Here is a 15,488-nt window from a genome sequence, read left to right on the forward strand (position 1 = left end):
GCCAGGTCGGCGTTGTCCTCGATCACCAGGACGCGCAGCGGCGGGCGCCGGGCGGCCGCGGCCGGCCGCCCGGACCGGCGGGGGAGCGGTGCCGCGGCGGAGGTCAGCGGAAGGCGGATGAGGAAGCACGCGCCGCTGTCGGGGCCGTCGCTGTGGGCTTCCACGGTGCCGCCGTGCATCTCGGCGATGCCGCGGACGATCGGCAGGCCGAGTCCGAGCCCGCCGGTCGTCGTGTCGGCGGCCGGGGCGGCCCGGACGAAGGCGTCGAAGAGGGTGTCGGCGGTGGCCGGGTCGAATCCGACGCCGTCGTCGCGCACGGTCAGGAGGGCGTGTTCGGTGCCGCCGGGGCCGGCCACCGTCTCCAGGGCGAGTTCCACCGTGCCGTTCGGCCGGGTGTACTTGCGGCCGTTGCTGAGCAGGTTGGCGGTGATCTGCGCGAGCCGCACGCGGTCCCCCTCGACGGGCACAGGGCCGGACGGCATGACGACCAGGAGCCTGCGCCGCGTCCGGTCGTACTCGGGGAGCATGTCCTCGGCGGCGGCGGTGACCACGGAGCGCAGATCGAGCCGCTCACGGGCCACTTGCAGCCGGCCGGTCAGCGCTCTGGTCGCGTCCAGCAGGTCGTCGGTCATCCGCACCATGTGCGTGATCTGCCGCTGCAGGACGGCCAGTGCCGGGTGCGCGGCCGGAATGTCCAGGGCGAGCAGTTCACCGGCGGCCTGCAACGCGGCCAGCGGATTGCGCAGTTCGTGCGAGAGGGTGGCGATGAAGCGGTCCTTGGCCTCCTGCTGCGCGCGCAGCGCCGCCCCGGCCGCCGTCAGCGCCTCGTTGGCCTGCGTCAGCCGCTGGTTGGCCGCCTGGACCTCGCGGCTGCGGGCGAACAGTTCGCTCTCCATGCGTTCGGCGCGCTGCTGTTGCTCGGCGGCGGCCCGCTGCTGGCGTTGCCCCGCGCTGCGCAGGCGTATGAACTCGGTGATGTCCTCGACCCGGTGGATGATGTGGGTGATCGCGCCGGTGTCGTCCAATACAGGGGTGTTGACCGGACACCAGTACCGTTCCACGAAGGCGCCGTCCGTCCCGTCCGGAATGTCGTAGCGCTGCATGGCCATGGTGTCGGCCCGTCCCGTGGCGAGCACGGTGCGCAGGGAGTGGGCCAGATTCCGGACGCCGTCCGCGGTCGGGTCGGCCGGGTTGTCGGGGAACACCTCGAAGATCGGGCGGCCGAGGATGGCCCGGCGCTCGGTGAGGGTGGCCGCCAGATACGCCCGGTTGACCTCGACGATGCGCAGTTCGGGGTCCAGGACGAGGTAGGGCGAGGGTGTCGCGTCGAAAAGTGCGTGGTAGTCCGGTGCGGACGTGGTGCGGTGGGTGGTGCCGTCCTGCTGCGGGCCCGCAGTCATGGCACTTCACCTCCTGCTGAGTACGGGGGTGTCACGCGTACGGATCGGCCGTTACGTCCAGCCGGTAGCCGAAGCCGCGCACCGTCGTGATGCGCGGCGCACCGACACCGGCGGCCAGGAGCTTGCGCCGTACGCGGTAGACGTGTTCGGTGACGGTGGCCGGGGCCTGCCAGTCGCCGCCGTCCCACACCCGGCCCATCAGCTGACCGGGCGAGAAGGTCTGGCCCGGCGCCGCCGCGAGGAACTCCAGCAACGCGTACTCGCGCGGCGTGAAGGCGATCGGTCCGCCCACGGTGCGCACCTGCCGTGCGCCGGTGTCCACGATCAGCTCGCCCAGCCGGAGGACCGGCGGCCGTCCGGCGCTCCGCCGGTCCTGCCGGGGTGCCGCCCGGCGCAGCACGGCCCGGATGCGCGCTGCCAGTTCGCGTTGGGAGAACGGCTTGACCACATAGTCGTCGGCGCCCAGCTCCAGCCCGAGCACCCGGTCGGTCTCCTCGCCGCGCCCGGTCACGATGATCACCGGTGGTCCGTCCGCTTCGCGTACCCCGCGCAGCAGGTCCAGGCCGTTGCCGTCCGGCAGCCCCAGGTCCAGGATGACCAGGTCGACCGGTTCGCCGTCCAGCACCGCCTGCCCCGAGCGGGCGTCGCGCGCGCTCACCACGGCGAAGCCCTCGCGCTCCAGGTACGCCTGCGACATGGCCATGAGGTCGGGCTCGTCCTCGATGAGCGCGACCACCGGCCGGTGTGCGGACGGCACGCGGTCCGCCGCGGCGCCGGCTGCGCAGTAGTCCGAATGCGGTCCGGAGGATAACGGCAACGGTGACTCCGCGAGAGTCGACAGTGTTGAGACGACGTTGATCCGGCGTGGAGGAGTCGGCCAACCAGCCGCGCTATTACTGGACCACCGGCCCTCGAAGTGCTGTCCATCGCAGCATCTCACGCCGAGAACAACGAGGGCAGGACGAAGGGCGTCGATTCGGGCGGGCAGCCGTTCCGTCGACGCCCGGGCGGCCTGTCCGGCCACCACCGCCACGCCCAGGACACCGCTTACTCCCGGGAACCTCCGATGCCCCATGCCACCGGTCCCTCATGCGGCGGGCAGGACCGCGCTCTCACCTGGGCCCTGCTGAACCTGATCCAGTGTCACACCGACACCACGTCGGCGCCGCTCACCCGGCGCCTGATCCAGCACTGCCTCGACCTGCTGCCCGTCGACTCCGTCGGCGTCATACTCGTCGGACCCGCGGCCGCGGCCATGAAGGCCGGGGCGCCCTCCGGCCCCAACGGCGGAGCCGTCGAAATGGCCGCCAGCTCCGACGAAGCGCTGCGCCGCGTGGAGGTGTACGAGATCGAGACCGCGCAGGGGCCGTGCATCGAAGCCTTGCGCACCTGCCGCCCGCACCGCGTCGCGGACTTCACCGCCGGCCGGTCCCGTTGGCCCGGACTCGCCCTGCGGGCGACGGCCGCCGGTTACCGGGCCATGTGGGCCGAACCCCTGTGTCACGACGACCACGCCGTCGGGGTCATCAACCTCTACCGCCGCGCCACCGGGTCGCTGGACGCGCACCACCAGGAGCGCGCCCAGACCCTGGCCCGGGCCGCCACCACCGGACTCCTGATGCAACGGACGCTCACCGACTGCCTCGTCCGGGTCGGCCAACTCCAACAGGCCCTCTCCACCCGCGTCCCGATCGAACAGGCCAAGGGCATCCTCGCCGTCCGGCTCGGCCTCTCCCCGAACGCCGCCTTCGAGGTGCTGCGCGGCTACGCCCGCGCGCACCGGATGCGCCTGTACGACCTCGCCCGCGCCCTCGTCGACGACCCCGCCGGCCCCTGGCCGCCCCCGTCCGCACCGATCGGACGGGGGCGGTGACGGAGCGGGCGGGCGGTCCCGGTCCTCAGCCCGCCGTCGTGTCGCCGCTCCGGACCACCCGGACGCCCGGGACCCGGCCGCCGCGTTCGGCCAGGAAGTCGGTGTAGCGGAGCTTGCCGGTCGCGTGGTCCGGGGCGAGGTTGCCGCCCGCCCGCAAGGCCCGGTACGTCGCGCCGGGGAGGCGCACCGGCAGCGCGAGGCGGCGGCGCTCGCCCGCGTGCAGGGTGCGGTCGATCAGTTCGCGGGCGGTGAAGATCTCCGGGCCGCCCATGTCCGGGACGTGCCCGGACGGCTTGCCGTACGCCAGCTCCACCAGCCGCGCGCCCACCTCGCGGACGTCGACGGGCTGGACCCGTACGCCCGCCGGGGCCGGCAGCACCGGCGACCGCGCGCCGGCCTTCACCATCCGCAGCACCAGGTCGTGGAACTGCGTCGTACGCAGCACGGTCCACGGCACGTCCGACTCCGCCAGCAGCCGCTCGACCTCGTGCTTGGTGCGGTAGTAGCGCAGGGGCACCCGGTCCACGCCGACGATGGAGATATAGACGAGGTGGCCTACGCCCGCCGTCCGCGCCGCGTCCACCAATTGGCCCGCCGCATCCAGGTCGCCGCCGGACGGCGTCGAAGCGCAGTGCACGATCACCTCCACGCCGGACACCGCGGCGGCGAGCCCGACGCCGTTGCGCAGATCGACGGCGTACGAGTGCAGCCGCGGGTGTTCCGCGCGGGTGTGCGGCCGTCGGCTGAGCACCCGCACGGTGTGCCCGTCGGCCAGCAGCCGGTCCACCACCACCCGCCCGAGGGTCCCCGTGCCGCCGGTCACCAGAAACGTCGTCATCGCCCGCTCCTCCCGGAGACTGTCCTGTCATTCGACCGCGCCGGGGCGCGGTCCGTCACCGTAAGAACTCCCCGGGAACGCGCGGAGAACTCCCGGGGCAGGTGCGTACACATCCCGCCACCCAGTGTGAGTCAGCCCACAGGTGTGCGCCCGCATGGCCGACGATCAGACGTGGCAGACTGGAGGGGTACTGACATACGCAGCGCACTCCGGGGTCGGTGAAAGTCCGAACCGGCGGTTACAGTCCGCGACCCGTCCGCAGCCAGCGGCCGGTTGAGCAGGTGAAATTCCTGCACCGACGGTTAAAGTCCGGATGGGAGGCAGTGCGCGGCGGGCGAGCAGCATCGGTGCACCGCCGTCGGCGGTCCCGTCCATGACGGACGGGATCCTCTGTCCGGCCCGGTGATCGTGTTGTTCCGTACCGCTTCTGTCGCTCGCGACAGCCCCGGAGTCCGTGCCTGAAGAGGCAGGAGGACCCGGTGGCCGCGACAGCCCCCGCTGAGACCACGGCGATGCGCCGGGCCATCGAGCTCGCCGCCCGCGGCCTCGGGCACACCAGCCCCAATCCCGCCGTCGGCTGCGTCGTCCTCGACGCGTCCGGGCAGCTGGTCGGTGAGGGCTGGCACCAACGGGCCGGTGGCCCCCACGCCGAGGTCCACGCACTCGAAGCGGCCGGTGAGCGGGCCCGCGGCGGCACCGCGCTGGTCACCCTGGAGCCCTGCAACCACACCGGCCGTACCGGTCCCTGCGCCCAGGCCCTCATCGACGCCGGCGTCGCCCGCGTCGTCTACGCCGTTTCCGACCCCAATCCGGCCGCGACCGGCGGCGCCGTGACGCTCCGCGCGGCCGGCGTCGACGTCGAGGGCGGGCTGCTGGCCGACGAGGCCGCCGCCGGGAACGAAGCCTGGCTGACCTCCGTACTGCGCCGCCGACCCTTCGTGCTGTGGAAGTACGCGGCCACGCTGGACGGCCGGATCGCGGCCGCCGACGGCACCAGCCGGTGGATCACCTCGCCGCAGTCCCGCGCCGACGTGCACCGGCTGCGCGCCGTGGCCGACGCCGTGATCGTCGGCTCCGGCACCGCACGCGCGGACGACCCGCAGCTCGGCGCGCGGCTGCCGGACACCGAGGTCACCCAGCCGCTGCGGGTCGTCGTCGACTCCTCCGCCACGGCCGTGAAGCCCGGCGCCCGAGTACTGGACGGCACGGCGCCGACCCTGATCGCGGTCGCCGAGGACGCCGACGCGACCCACCTCGAAGAGCTCGCGACCGTCGTCCGGCTGCCGCGCGCCGCGGACGGCCCGGGCCTGGACGTACCGGCCCTGCTCGGCGCGCTGTACGACCGCGGCGTCTGCTCCGTACTGCTGGAAGGCGGCCCGACCCTCGCCGGGTCCTTCGTCGCGGCCCGCGTCGTCGACAAGGTCGTCGGCTATCTCGCCCCCACACTGCTCGGCGCCGGCCCGGCCGCGCTGGGCGACGCCGGAATCTCCACCATCGCCCGGGCGTTGCGCCTCGATGTGACCGACACCGAACGGCTCGGCCCCGATCTGCGCATCACCGCCACCCCCGCCCTCCACGAGGAGAACTGAAGTGTTCACCGGAATCGTCGAAGAACTGGGTGAGGTCGTCGCCGTCGAGACGCTGACGGACGCCTCCCGCTTCCGACTGCGCGGCCCGCTCGTCACCGACGGCGCGAAGCACGGCGACTCCATCGCGGTCAACGGCGTGTGTCTGACCGTCGTGGAGACGGCGGACGGTGAGTTCACCGCCGACGTGATGGCCGAGACGCTCAAGCGGTCCAGCCTCGGCGCGCTGGAGAAGGGCTCCCGGGTGAACCTGGAGCGCCCGATGGCGCTCGGCGGACGGCTCGGCGGCCACCTCGTCCAGGGCCACGTCGACGGCACGGGCACCATCGCCGAGCGCACCCCCGGCGAGCACTGGGAGATCGTGAAGATCGCCCTGCCGGACGGCCTGGCCCGCTACGTCGTCGAGAAGGGCTCTATCACCGTCGACGGCGTCAGCCTCACCGTCGTCGAGGCCGGTGCCGACCACTTCACCATCAGCCTCATCCCGACCACCCTGGACCTCACCACGCTCGGCATCAAGCAGGTCGGCGACCCGGTGAACCTGGAGGTCGACGTCCTCGCCAAGTACGTCGAGCGGCTGCTCGGCCACGACGCTGCGGGGGCCGCGCGATGACCGTACTGACCTGGCTGAACGGCGAGGCGTTCACCGCCTTCGGCCAGCACGTCATCTGGACCGACATGATCGGCAACACCGTCGGCCTGATAGCCCTGGCCCTCGGCTGGCGGCGCTCCATATGGACCTGGCCCGCGCAGTTCCTCTCCGGCGTCATCCTCGTCGCCGCGTACGCCTCCGCGCAGCTCGCCGGCGGCGTCGGCAAGCAGCTGCTGGTCATCGGCGTCGCCCTGTGGGGCTGGCGGCAGTGGCAGCGCGGCCGGCAGCAGGCCCAGGACGGCACGATCGCCGTCCGCTTCGCCTCCTGGCGCGAGCGCTCCACCCTGATCGCGGGCACCGCCGTCGGCACCCTCGCCGTCGGCTTCCTCTTCGCGCAGGTTCCCCAGCTGTCCTGGAACCCCTGGCCGGACGCCTACATCTTCGTCGGCACGCTCGCCGCGATGGTGGCCCAGGCCCGCGGCCTGGTGGAGTTCTGGTTCGCCTGGCTGCTGGTCGACGTGGTCGGCGTCCCGCTGGCCTTCAGCAGCGGCCTGGCCTTCTCCGGCCTGGTCTACGTCGTCTACTTCGGTCTCGTCCTGTGGGGCCTGCGCGACTGGTGGCTGCGCTCCCGTACGAGTACGCAGCCCGTCCTGGAAGGAGCGGCGGCATGACCGCACAGCAGAACTGGTACGAAGGTCCCGACGCGATCGACCTCACGCTCGACCCCGTCGAGCGGGCCATCGCGGACATTGCCGCAGGACGCCCCGTCGTGGTCGTCGACGACGAGAGCCGCGAGAACGAGGGCGACCTCGTCCTCGCCGCCGAGAAGGCCACCCCCGAGATCGTCGCCTTCATGATGAGCGAGTGCCGCGGCCTGATCTGCGCGCCCATGGAGGGCCCGGAGCTGGACCGGCTGGAGCTCCCGCAGATGGTCCAGCACAACACCGAGTCCATGCAGACGGCCTTCACCGTCTCCGTGGACGCCACCGCCGAGCACGGCGTGTCCACCGGCATCTCCGCCGCCGACCGCGCCACCACGCTGCGCCTGCTGGCCTCCGGCGAGTCCGCCCCCGGCGACTTCGTCCGGCCCGGCCACATCTTCCCGCTGCGGGCCAAGCCCGGCGGCGTGCTCGTACGCAACGGCCACACCGAGGCCGGCGTGGACCTCGCCCGGCTCGCCGGACTGCGCCCCGCCGCCGCGATCGTGGAGATCGCGGGCGAGGACGGCACCATGCTGCGGCTGCCCGAGCTGATCCCGTTCGCCCGCAAGCACGGCCTCGCGATCATCTCCATCGAGGACCTGATCGCCTACCGCCGCAGCGCGGAGCCCACCGTGCGCCGCGAGGCCACGACCACCCTGCCCACCGCCTTCGGCGACTTCACCGCGCATGGCTACCGCTCCACCGTGGACGGCGTCGAGCACATCGCGCTGGTCGCCGGGGAGCTCGGCGACGGCGAGGACGTCCTCGTCCGGGTCCACTCCGAGTGCCTGACCGGCGACATCTTCCACTCGCTGCGCTGCGACTGCGGCCCGCAGCTCCAGGAGTCGCTGCGCCGGATCAGCGAGGAGGGCCGCGGCGTGGTGATCTACCTGCGCGGCCATGAGGGACGCGGCATCGGACTGCTGTCCAAGCTGCGCGCCTACGAGCTCCAGGAGCGCGGCCGGGACACCCTGGACGCCAACCTGGAGCTGGGCCTGCCCGCCGACGCCCGGGACTACGCGGCCGGCGCGCAGATCCTCGACGACCTCGGCGTGAGCTCGCTGCGCCTGATGACCAACAACCCGGAGAAGACCGCGGCACTGGCCGGACACGGCCTGCACGTCTCGGGCCGGGAGCCGATGCCGGTCCAGGCCGGCGAGCACAACCTGCGGTACCTGCGCACCAAGCGGGACCGCATGGGGCACGACCTGCCGTGGCTGGACCCGGCGGACCGCGCCTCGGCCTGCGGCACCCAGTAAGACACCCGATAGATCACTACGTACATCACTACGTACATCACCTACTACGCACCATCAGCACGAGGAGCAACGTGAGCGGCAAGGGCGCACCCGAACTGTCCGTGAAGAACTGTGGCGACCTCCGGGTGGCCGTCATCGCTGCCCAGTGGCACACCCAGGTCATGGACGGCCTGGTGAACGGCGCGCTGCGCGCGCTGACCGAGCTGGGCATCGACGAGCCGACCCTGCTGCGCGTCCCGGGCAGCTTCGAGCTCCCGGTCGTCGCCAAGGTGCTCGCGGGCCGCGGATACGACGCGGTGGTCGCGCTCGGCGTGGTCATCCGCGGCGGCACCCCGCACTTCGAGTACGTCTGCCAGGGCGTCACCCAGGGCCTGACCCAGGTCTCCATCGACACCGGCGTGCCCATCGGCTTCGGCGTGCTGACCTGCGACGACGAGCAGCAGGCGCTGGACCGCGCGGGCCTTGAGGGCTCCAATGAGGACAAGGGCCACGAGGCGGTCACCGCCGCCGTCGCCACCGCTGCCACGCTCCGTTCCGTATCCGAACCCTGGCGCTGACCAAGGGCGGCCGACCGCTAGGGTAGGGACATCATGTCCAAGAAGACGTTCGAGGAGCTCTTCGCCGAGCTCCAGCAGAAGGCCGCCACCGGCGACCCCGCTACCTCCCGCACCGCCGAGCTGGTCCAGTCCGGCGTCCATGCGATCGGCAAGAAGGTCGTCGAAGAGGCCGCCGAGGTGTGGATGGCCGCGGAGTACGAATCCCACGACGCCGCCGCCGAGGAGATCTCGCAGCTCCTCTACCACCTTCAGGTGATGATGGTCGCCAAGGGCATCAGCCTTGACGACGTCTACGCCCACCTCTGATCCGCATCACCCACCGCTCACCCTCTCCCTCGTACAAAGGAAGCCCCCTCATGCTGCGCATCGCCGTCCCCAACAAGGGTTCACTGTCCGAGCCTGCGTCGGCGATGCTCCATGAGGCCGGCTACCGCCAGCGCAAGGACCGCAGGGAGCTGGTCCTGGTCGACGCCGAGAACGAGGTCGAGTTCTTCTTCCTGCGCCCCCGCGACATCGCGGTCTACGTCGGCTCCGGCAAGCTCGACATCGGCATCACAGGGCGTGACCTGCTGCTGGACTCCGGCTCGGACGCCGAGGAGATCATGCAGCTCGGCTTCGCCGGCTCGACGTTCCGCTACGCCACCCGCCCGGGCACGGCCAAGGACGTCAAGGAGTTCGGCGGCATGACCGTCGCGACCTCCTTCTCCGGGCTGGTCAAGCAGCACCTCGCCGACAACGGCGTGGACGCCTCCGTCGTGCACCTCGACGGCGCGGTGGAGACCGCCATCCAGCTCGGCGTCGCCGAGATCATCGCGGATGTGGTCGAGACCGGTACGACGCTGCGCAACGCCGGCCTGGAGATCATCGGCGAGCCGATCCTGAAGTCCGAGGCCGTCGTCATCCGCCGCGAGGGCGCCCCCGCCGACGACCCGAAGGTGCAGCAGTTCCTGCGGCGCATGCAGGGCGTCCTGGTGGCCCGCCGGTACGTGATGATGGACTACGACATCCGCGTCGACCAGGTCGAGAAGGCCGTGGCCCTCACCCCGGGCCTGGAGTCGCCGACCGTCTCCCCGCTGCACCACGAAGGCTGGGTCGCGGTCCGCTCGATGGTCCCCTCCAAGGACGCCCAGCGCGTCATGGACGAGCTGTACGCCCTCGGTGCCCGCGCGATCCTGACGACCGGCATCCACGCCTGCCGCCTCTGACCGCCCGCCGGGCCGTACGTATCCGCTCCGCGGCCTGCGTACGGCCCGTGTACGTACCGCCGCCCCCGCCACGGAAGACGACGACGTGTCCGCGCCTCTGCCCGACCTCCCGGTGACCTTCCGGCCCGCCCGCACCCGTGCCGTCCTGTACGTCGTCGGCATCGCCCAGCTGGTGGCCCTCACGGTCGTCGCGTTCCTGCTGCCGGCCCTCAGCGGCGGCGAGCGGATCAGCTTCGTGTTCACCGGGCTGCTCGTACTGGCCGTACTGCTGCTGCTCGCGCGGCCCAAGGTCGTCGCCACGGAGCGCGGCGTCACCGTCGTCAACCTCACGACCAAGCGCGAGCTGGTCTGGGCCGAAGTCCTGCGGGTGAACCTCCGCGTCGGCGACGCCTGGGTCCACCTCGACCTCGCCGACGGCACCAGCCTGCCCGCGATGGGCATCCAGCCCGGCATCGCCAAGGAGCAGGCCGTCCAGGACGCCCGTACGCTGCGGGCCCTCGCCGAGGCGCACGGCACCGACGGCCGCGACCGCTGACCGAAGGCCCGCCGCCCCGATCCGGCAAGGGCCGCGCCGTGCGGCGTACCGCACGTCCGTCGGCTCTCCCCTCGCCGCGCCCGGCCTGATTACTCTGTAGCCCGGGGCCGTGCCGTGCCCCGCCCCCTTCGTGGGGACCCTGCGACCCGAGGAGTGACTCCTTCCAGCAATGGACGGATCGTCCTGTAGTACCTGCGCCGCCCCTCCCGGACGCCGCCCGCAGACCGCGGCGCTCCCGTGCACGTGGGAGGCGGCGGCATGACAGTCCCTCTGCTGCTGCTCGCCGCGGCCTTTGTGCTGATCCTGGCGAACGGCTTCTTCGTGGCCGCGGAGTTCGGCCTCGTCACCGTGGAGAAGGCGGCCGCCGAACGGGCCGCCGACGCCGGTGACCGCCGTGCCCGTACGGTCGTCACCGCGCTGCGCGAGCTCTCCTTCCAGCTCTCCGGCACCCAGCTGGGCATCACCATCACCTCGCTGGTCGTCGGCATGCTCGCCGAGCCCGCCCTCGCCGACCTGCTCGGCGGGCCGCTGGCGGCCACCGGGCTGCCCGCCGGCGCGGTGCCCGGCATCGCCGTCGTCATCGGCATGCTGCTGGCCTCCGCCGTCCAGATGGTGATCGGCGAGCTGGTCCCCAAGAACTGGGCGGTCTCCAAGCCGCTCACCGTCGCGCGCTTCGTCGCGGGCCCGCAGCACGCCTTCTCGCGCTTCTTCCGCCCGGTGATCTCGCTGCTCAACACCGTGGCCAACCGCCTCGTGCGGTCCCTCGGCGTCGAGCCCACCGACGAGCTGGCGTCCGCCCGCACCCCCGGCGAACTGGTCTCGCTGGCCCGGCACTCCGCGCGGGCCGGCGCCATCGAGCAGGACACCGCCGACCTGTTCGTGCGCACCCTCGCGCTCGGCGAGCTGACCGCGGAGAACGTGATGACTCCGCGCGTACGGGTCTCCGCGCTGCAGTCCTCCGCGACCGCCGAGGACGTACTGAACCTCACCCGCGCCACGGGCCTCTCCCGCTTCCCCGTCTACCACACCCGGATCGACGAGGTCGTGGGCATGGTCCACCTCAAGGACGCGCTCGCCGTCCCGGCGCAGGACCGGCTGCGCACCCCCGTCGGCCGGATAGCGGTCGCCCCGCTGCTGGTCCCGGAGTCGCTGCCCGTCCAGCCGCTGCTGGAGCGGCTGCGCAGCGAGCAGCCGATAGCCGTGGTCGTCGACGAGTACGGCGGCACGGCCGGCGTGGTGACCCTGGAGGACATCATCGAGGAACTGGTCGGCGAGGTCCGCGACGAGCACGACCACGCGGACCTGCCGGAGCTGGTGCTCGCGCCCGCCGAGGACGGCCACCCCGCCTGGGACGCCGACGGCGGCTGCCGCGTCGACACGCTCCGCCGGATCGGCCTGAGCGCGCCGGACGGCCCGTACGAGACCGTGGCCGGACTGGTCGCCCACGTACTCGGCCGGATCCCCGCCTCCGGGGACACCGCCGAACTGGACGGCTGGCGGCTGCGGGTGCGGCTGGTCGCGCACCACCGCGCCGACCGGGTGCGCCTGATCCGGACCGGTGCGGCGCAGGCCGAGACCGGCACGGCGCAGGGCGCCGCCGTGGCCGTGCCGGCCGGCGAGCGGGCAGGTGTCCGATGAGCGTGCTGCAACTGTTCGTCGCCGCCCTGCTGGTGCTCGTCAACGGCTTCTTCGTCGGCGCGGAGTTCGCGCTGGTCTCCGTACGCCGCAGCCAGATCGAACCGCTGGCCTCCGAGGGCTCCAAGCGGGCGAAGCGGGTGCTGTACGGGCTGGAGAACCTCCCGCAGATGATGGCCGCCGCGCAGTTCGGCATCACCGTCTGCTCGCTGACGCTGGGCGCGGTCGCCGAGCCGACCGTGGCCCGGCTGCTGGAGCCGCTCTTCCACGCGGTGCATCTCCCCGAAGCGCTGATCCACCCGCTGGGTTACGCCATCGCCCTGGCCCTCGTGGTCTTCCTGCACCTGGTCATCGGCGAGATGGTGCCGAAGAACCTCGCGATGGCCGCGCCGGAGAAGACCGCCCTGTGGTTCAGCCCGGGCCTGGTCGTCTTCGCCCGGATGTGCCGCCCGGTCACCGCGCTGCTGGGAGCCTGCGCCCGCGGCATTTTGCGGCTTTTCCGGGTGGAGCCCAAGGACGAGGTCGAGGCGGTGTTCACCACCGAGCAGCTCACCCACCTCGTGGCGGACGCGGGCCAGGCCGGGCTGCTGGACCCGGGGGAGCAGGAACGCCTCTCCGACGCCCTGGAGCTGGGCCGCCGCCCGGTCACCGACGTACTGATCGACCGGGCGGCCCTGGTCACTGTCGACCCGTCCGTGACGCCCCGGCAGGTCGAGGAGCTGACCGTGAAGACGGGCTTCTCGCGCTTCCCGGTGTCCGCGCCGGGCGGTGCGTACATGGGCTATCTGCACGTCAAGGACGTACTGGACCTGGAGGAGCGGGACCGTGCGGTGCCGCAGCACATCTGGCACCCGATGACCACGCTGCGCGCCGAACTCCCGCTGGACGACGCGCTCACGGCGATGCGCCGGGCGGCCTCGCACCTCGCGGCGGTCTCCGACGGCGCGGGCCGGGTGCTCGGCCTGGTCGCCCTGGAGGACGTACTGGAGAAGCTGGTCGGCGAGGTACGCGACCCCGCACACCGCGGTGAGACCGGCCCGGCGCACATCGCCGAACCACGCGGCGCCGGCGACCTGCAGTCCGGAAACGCGCAGCCGGGGGACCGGGCGATGGCGGGCTGAGAGCCCGTGTACGAGAGCGGGGCGGGCCCGGCATGACCAGCCGGGCCCGCCCCGGTCACGGTCCCAGGTCCGGCGCCGGCCCCCGTCCCGACAGCACCTCGCCGTACGCCTGCATCAGGTCCGGCAGCCGCAGCGTCGACAGGTCCTCACGCCCCGGCGTGCCCGACCACGTCGACAGCCGCAGGTCGCGGTAGGCGCAGCTCTTCTCGTACAGCGTGCGCAGGAAGCGGCCGTTGCCCAGCTCGTCGATCCAGCCCTGGTCCACGACGTGCCCGCTGATGCTGCGCAGCTCGTCGATCGACTCCTCGTCCCAGCGGTCGCCGTTGTCCGCGGCCAGCACCTCACCGATGGCCGTCAGCTCCAGCGGGCGGTAACTGGGGAAGTCCACGCGGGTGGTGAAGCGCGAGGAGAGGCCGGGATTGGCGGCCAGCAGCCGGTCCATGCCCTCCGGATACCCGGCGAGGATCACCACCAGCCGGTCGCGGTTGTCCTCCGCGCGCTTGAGCAGCACCTGCAGCGCCTCGTCGCCATACGCGTCGCCCTTGGTGTAGCCGGAGTTGGAGAGGGAGTACGCCTCGTCGACGAAGAGCACGCCGCCCAGCGCCGAGTCGATCAGTTCGTTCGCCTTCACCGCCGTCTGGCCGAGGAACTCGCCCACCAGATCGGCCCGTTGGGCCTCCACGAGATGGTCGCCGCCCAGCAGCCCCAGCGCGTAGAAGACCCGGCCGAGTATCCGCGCCACGGTGGTCTTGCCCGTCCCCGACGGGCCCGAGAAGACGAAGTGCCGTTTCGGCGGCTGGACCGGCAGCCCCTGCCCGGCCCGCAGCCGTGCCATCCGCAGCTGCGCCGACAGCGCCCGGACCTGCCGCTTCACCGGCTCCAGGCCCACCATCCGCTCCAGCTCCTGGAGCGCCTGCGCCAGCAGGACGGGGTCGGCGGGTCCGGCCGGCAGCTGATCGGCGCTGCGCTGCTCCGGCACGCGCTTGGCGCGCGCGGGTCCCGCCGCGCCGGTGGCCTGCGAGCCGAGCAGGTCACTCTCCGGGCCCTCCGGGTCGACCGTGGCCAGCAACTCCCGGCCGTCCACCGGGTCCAGCGGCGCCAGCGGGTCCAGATCGCCGCCGTTCTCCTGGCCGAGCCCGGCCGGCACCGTGGCCAGGTCGGCGCCCTCCTCCAGGCCGTCGCACTCGGCGATGGCCGCGAGCCGGGCCGCGGTGTCCATGAAGGCCGGATCCACCCGGTGCACGGCGCGATACAGGGGGAGGGCCGCGGCGCTGCGCCCCGTGCCCTCGTGCGCCCGCGCCAGCCAGTACCGCAGCTCCTTGCGCTGCGGCTGCTCGCTGCGGCACCGCATCAGCGCGGCCGACAGCAGCGGCTCGGCCTGGCCGTACATCTCCAGCCGCACCCGCGCCATGCCCCCGAACAGCCCCGACTCGATGCCCAGCAGCGGGTCGTCGATCAGCGGCTCGGTGTGCCGCACGAGCTGCTCCCAGTCCTTGACCAGATACGCGCGGCAGGCGTGCAGGAAACGCACCTGCGGGTCGGTGTCGACCGGCGGGCAGCCGGCCAGCGCCTGGTCGAGCTCGGCGACGTGCCGGCCGTCCAGCCAGTGCGAGGCGTGCGCGAGCAGCAGGTCGCGGCCGGACTCCAGCACCGGCTGCACCCACCAGCCCAGCCAGTACCAGGAGTTCAGGGTGCGGCGGTGGCGGGCGCGCTGCTCGCCGAAGCGGTCGCGGTGCCGGTACATCCGCAGCAGCGCCGTGGTGGTGTCGGCGCGCAGCGCGTGCAGTCCGAGCCAGGCGTCCGCCATCGAGGGGTCGGTCCGCACCGCGGCCCGGAACTCCTCCTCGGCCTGCGCGTACGCGCCCATGGTGTACGCGTCGACCGCGCGCAGCCAGGCGAGTTCGGCCGGGGCCGCCGTGCCCTGCGCGCCACAATCCATCCTGTCCCCCACAAAAGATCCCCCGCGCTGTGCCCGTCGGGTGACTACCCGGCAGCGGCGTGATCGAAGCAGCGTGCTGTGGACGGGATCTGCACGCCGTCGCGCGCCCGTCGGCTCGTGTCCTCGGGTGGCACGAACTGGCATCGTACCTGCGCTCCCGAGGCGGGCCGAAGAGGGGCGCAGGGGGGAAGCGGGGACTCGGCGGCGCGAAGGGGCCGGTGACCGAGGGTGAGGGGGATGCGGCGCG

At 72.7% G+C, this 15,488-nt stretch carries 15 protein-coding genes and 1 riboswitch; of the genes, 11 read left to right on the forward strand and 4 right to left on the reverse strand.

The features are described 5' to 3' along the window. Together ABT381_RS20225 and ABT381_RS20230 are read right to left on the reverse strand one after the other, a co-directional pair. Positions 1 to 1,400, reverse strand: a 1,400-nt coding sequence (locus tag ABT381_RS20225; RefSeq protein WP_351595917.1) for a sensor histidine kinase, incomplete at its 3' end; no start/stop codon positions are given. A 31-nt stretch (positions 1,401 to 1,431) separates the two neighbouring features. Next, positions 1,432 to 2,157, reverse strand: coding sequence for a response regulator transcription factor (locus ABT381_RS20230; protein WP_351595920.1), 726 nt, complete (start codon positions 2,155 to 2,157; stop codon positions 1,432 to 1,434). Positions 2,158 to 2,466: 309 nt separating this feature from the next. Here ABT381_RS20230 and ABT381_RS20235 point away from each other — a divergent pair, with 309 nt between their 5' ends. Next, positions 2,467 to 3,273 (forward strand): GAF and ANTAR domain-containing protein, encoded by an 807-nt coding sequence (locus ABT381_RS20235; RefSeq protein WP_351595923.1) that lies wholly within the window; start codon positions 2,467 to 2,469, stop codon positions 3,271 to 3,273. A gap of 25 nt (positions 3,274 to 3,298) precedes the next feature. Here the strand turns inward: ABT381_RS20235 and ABT381_RS20240 are convergent, their stop codons facing one another. Beyond that, a complete protein-coding gene (locus tag ABT381_RS20240) occupies positions 3,299 to 4,111 on the reverse strand; it encodes an SDR family oxidoreductase (RefSeq protein WP_351595926.1) in 813 nt (270 codons plus the stop codon). Between the two features lie 200 nt (positions 4,112 to 4,311). Beyond that, a riboswitch (FMN riboswitch) is annotated at positions 4,312 to 4,442 on the forward strand. Between the two features lie 181 nt (positions 4,443 to 4,623). Here ABT381_RS20240 and ribD point away from each other — a divergent pair. The 10 genes from ribD (at position 4,624) to ABT381_RS20290 (ending at position 13,302) form a co-directional block, all read left to right on the forward strand. After that, entirely contained in the window at positions 4,624 to 5,700 is a 1,077-nt protein-coding gene (gene ribD, locus ABT381_RS20245; protein ID WP_351596001.1) for a bifunctional diaminohydroxyphosphoribosylaminopyrimidine deaminase/5-amino-6-(5-phosphoribosylamino)uracil reductase RibD, read from the forward strand. A 1-nt stretch (position 5,701) separates the two neighbouring features. Next, the gene (locus ABT381_RS20250) at positions 5,702 to 6,310 is read left to right on the forward strand and encodes a riboflavin synthase (protein WP_351595929.1); all 609 of its coding nucleotides are present in this window, start codon (positions 5,702 to 5,704) and stop codon (positions 6,308 to 6,310) included. After that, the gene (locus ABT381_RS20255; protein ID WP_351595932.1) at positions 6,307 to 6,960 is read left to right on the forward strand and encodes a nicotinamide mononucleotide transporter family protein; all 654 of its coding nucleotides are present in this window, start codon (positions 6,307 to 6,309) and stop codon (positions 6,958 to 6,960) included. Before ABT381_RS20250 ends, ABT381_RS20255 begins: the two co-directional genes overlap by 4 nt. Then, positions 6,957 to 8,249, forward strand: coding sequence for a bifunctional 3,4-dihydroxy-2-butanone-4-phosphate synthase/GTP cyclohydrolase II (locus tag ABT381_RS20260; RefSeq protein WP_351595935.1), 1,293 nt, complete (start codon positions 6,957 to 6,959; stop codon positions 8,247 to 8,249). The genes ABT381_RS20255 and ABT381_RS20260 overlap by 4 nt, the downstream gene beginning before the upstream one ends. A gap of 71 nt (positions 8,250 to 8,320) precedes the next feature. Then, positions 8,321 to 8,806, forward strand: coding sequence for a 6,7-dimethyl-8-ribityllumazine synthase (gene ribH / locus ABT381_RS20265; RefSeq protein WP_031059195.1), 486 nt, complete (start codon positions 8,321 to 8,323; stop codon positions 8,804 to 8,806). Positions 8,807 to 8,839: 33 nt separating this feature from the next. After that, positions 8,840 to 9,112: a phosphoribosyl-ATP diphosphatase gene (locus ABT381_RS20270; protein WP_030251465.1), complete on the forward strand. Its 273-nt coding sequence runs from the start codon at positions 8,840 to 8,842 to the stop codon at positions 9,110 to 9,112. Between the two features lie 50 nt (positions 9,113 to 9,162). Then, positions 9,163 to 10,011 (forward strand): ATP phosphoribosyltransferase, encoded by an 849-nt coding sequence (gene hisG, locus ABT381_RS20275; RefSeq protein WP_351595940.1) that lies wholly within the window; start codon positions 9,163 to 9,165, stop codon positions 10,009 to 10,011. 85 nt (positions 10,012 to 10,096) lie between these two features. After that, a complete protein-coding gene (locus ABT381_RS20280) occupies positions 10,097 to 10,546 on the forward strand; it encodes a PH domain-containing protein (protein WP_351595943.1) in 450 nt (149 codons plus the stop codon). 258 nt (positions 10,547 to 10,804) lie between these two features. Next, positions 10,805 to 12,184 (forward strand): hemolysin family protein, encoded by a 1,380-nt coding sequence (locus tag ABT381_RS20285; RefSeq protein WP_351595946.1) that lies wholly within the window; start codon positions 10,805 to 10,807, stop codon positions 12,182 to 12,184. Continuing rightward, on the forward strand, positions 12,181 to 13,302 hold the full coding sequence (locus ABT381_RS20290) for a hemolysin family protein (RefSeq protein ID WP_351595949.1): 1,122 nt from the start codon (positions 12,181 to 12,183) through the stop codon (positions 13,300 to 13,302). The genes ABT381_RS20285 and ABT381_RS20290 overlap by 4 nt, the downstream gene beginning before the upstream one ends. Positions 13,303 to 13,357: 55 nt before the next feature. Here ABT381_RS20290 and ABT381_RS20295 read toward each other — a convergent pair whose 3' ends face one another. After that, positions 13,358 to 15,241 (reverse strand): AAA family ATPase, encoded by a 1,884-nt coding sequence (locus tag ABT381_RS20295; protein WP_351596004.1) that lies wholly within the window; start codon positions 15,239 to 15,241, stop codon positions 13,358 to 13,360. Between the last annotated feature and the right edge of the window lie 247 nt (positions 15,242 to 15,488).

This window comes from Streptomyces sp. NPDC000151, from assembly GCF_040301705.1.
Classification (GTDB): domain Bacteria; phylum Actinomycetota; class Actinomycetes; order Streptomycetales; family Streptomycetaceae; genus Streptomyces.

Bases quoted from the DNA above. Each gene is read 5' to 3' on its own strand.
- ABT381_RS20270 (WP_030251465.1), top strand. From the start codon at position 8,840: ATGTCCAAGAAGACGTTCGAGGAGCTCTTCGCCGAGCTCCAGCAGAAG.
- ABT381_RS20285 (WP_351595946.1), top strand. From the start codon at position 10,805: ATGACAGTCCCTCTGCTGCTGCTCGCCGCGGCCTTTGTGCTGATCCTG.
- hisG (WP_351595940.1), top strand. From the start codon at position 9,163: ATGCTGCGCATCGCCGTCCCCAACAAGGGTTCACTGTCCGAGCCTGCG.
- ABT381_RS20260 (WP_351595935.1), top strand. From the start codon at position 6,957: ATGACCGCACAGCAGAACTGGTACGAAGGTCCCGACGCGATCGACCTC.
- ABT381_RS20255 (WP_351595932.1), top strand. From the start codon at position 6,307: ATGACCGTACTGACCTGGCTGAACGGCGAGGCGTTCACCGCCTTCGGC.
- ABT381_RS20240 (WP_351595926.1), bottom strand. From the start codon at position 4,111: ATGACGACGTTTCTGGTGACCGGCGGCACGGGGACCCTCGGGCGGGTG.
- ribD (WP_351596001.1), top strand. From the start codon at position 4,624: ATGCGCCGGGCCATCGAGCTCGCCGCCCGCGGCCTCGGGCACACCAGC.
- ABT381_RS20235 (WP_351595923.1), top strand. From the start codon at position 2,467: ATGCCCCATGCCACCGGTCCCTCATGCGGCGGGCAGGACCGCGCTCTC.
- ABT381_RS20295 (WP_351596004.1), bottom strand. From the start codon at position 15,241: ATGGATTGTGGCGCGCAGGGCACGGCGGCCCCGGCCGAACTCGCCTGG.
- ABT381_RS20290 (WP_351595949.1), top strand. From the start codon at position 12,181: ATGAGCGTGCTGCAACTGTTCGTCGCCGCCCTGCTGGTGCTCGTCAAC.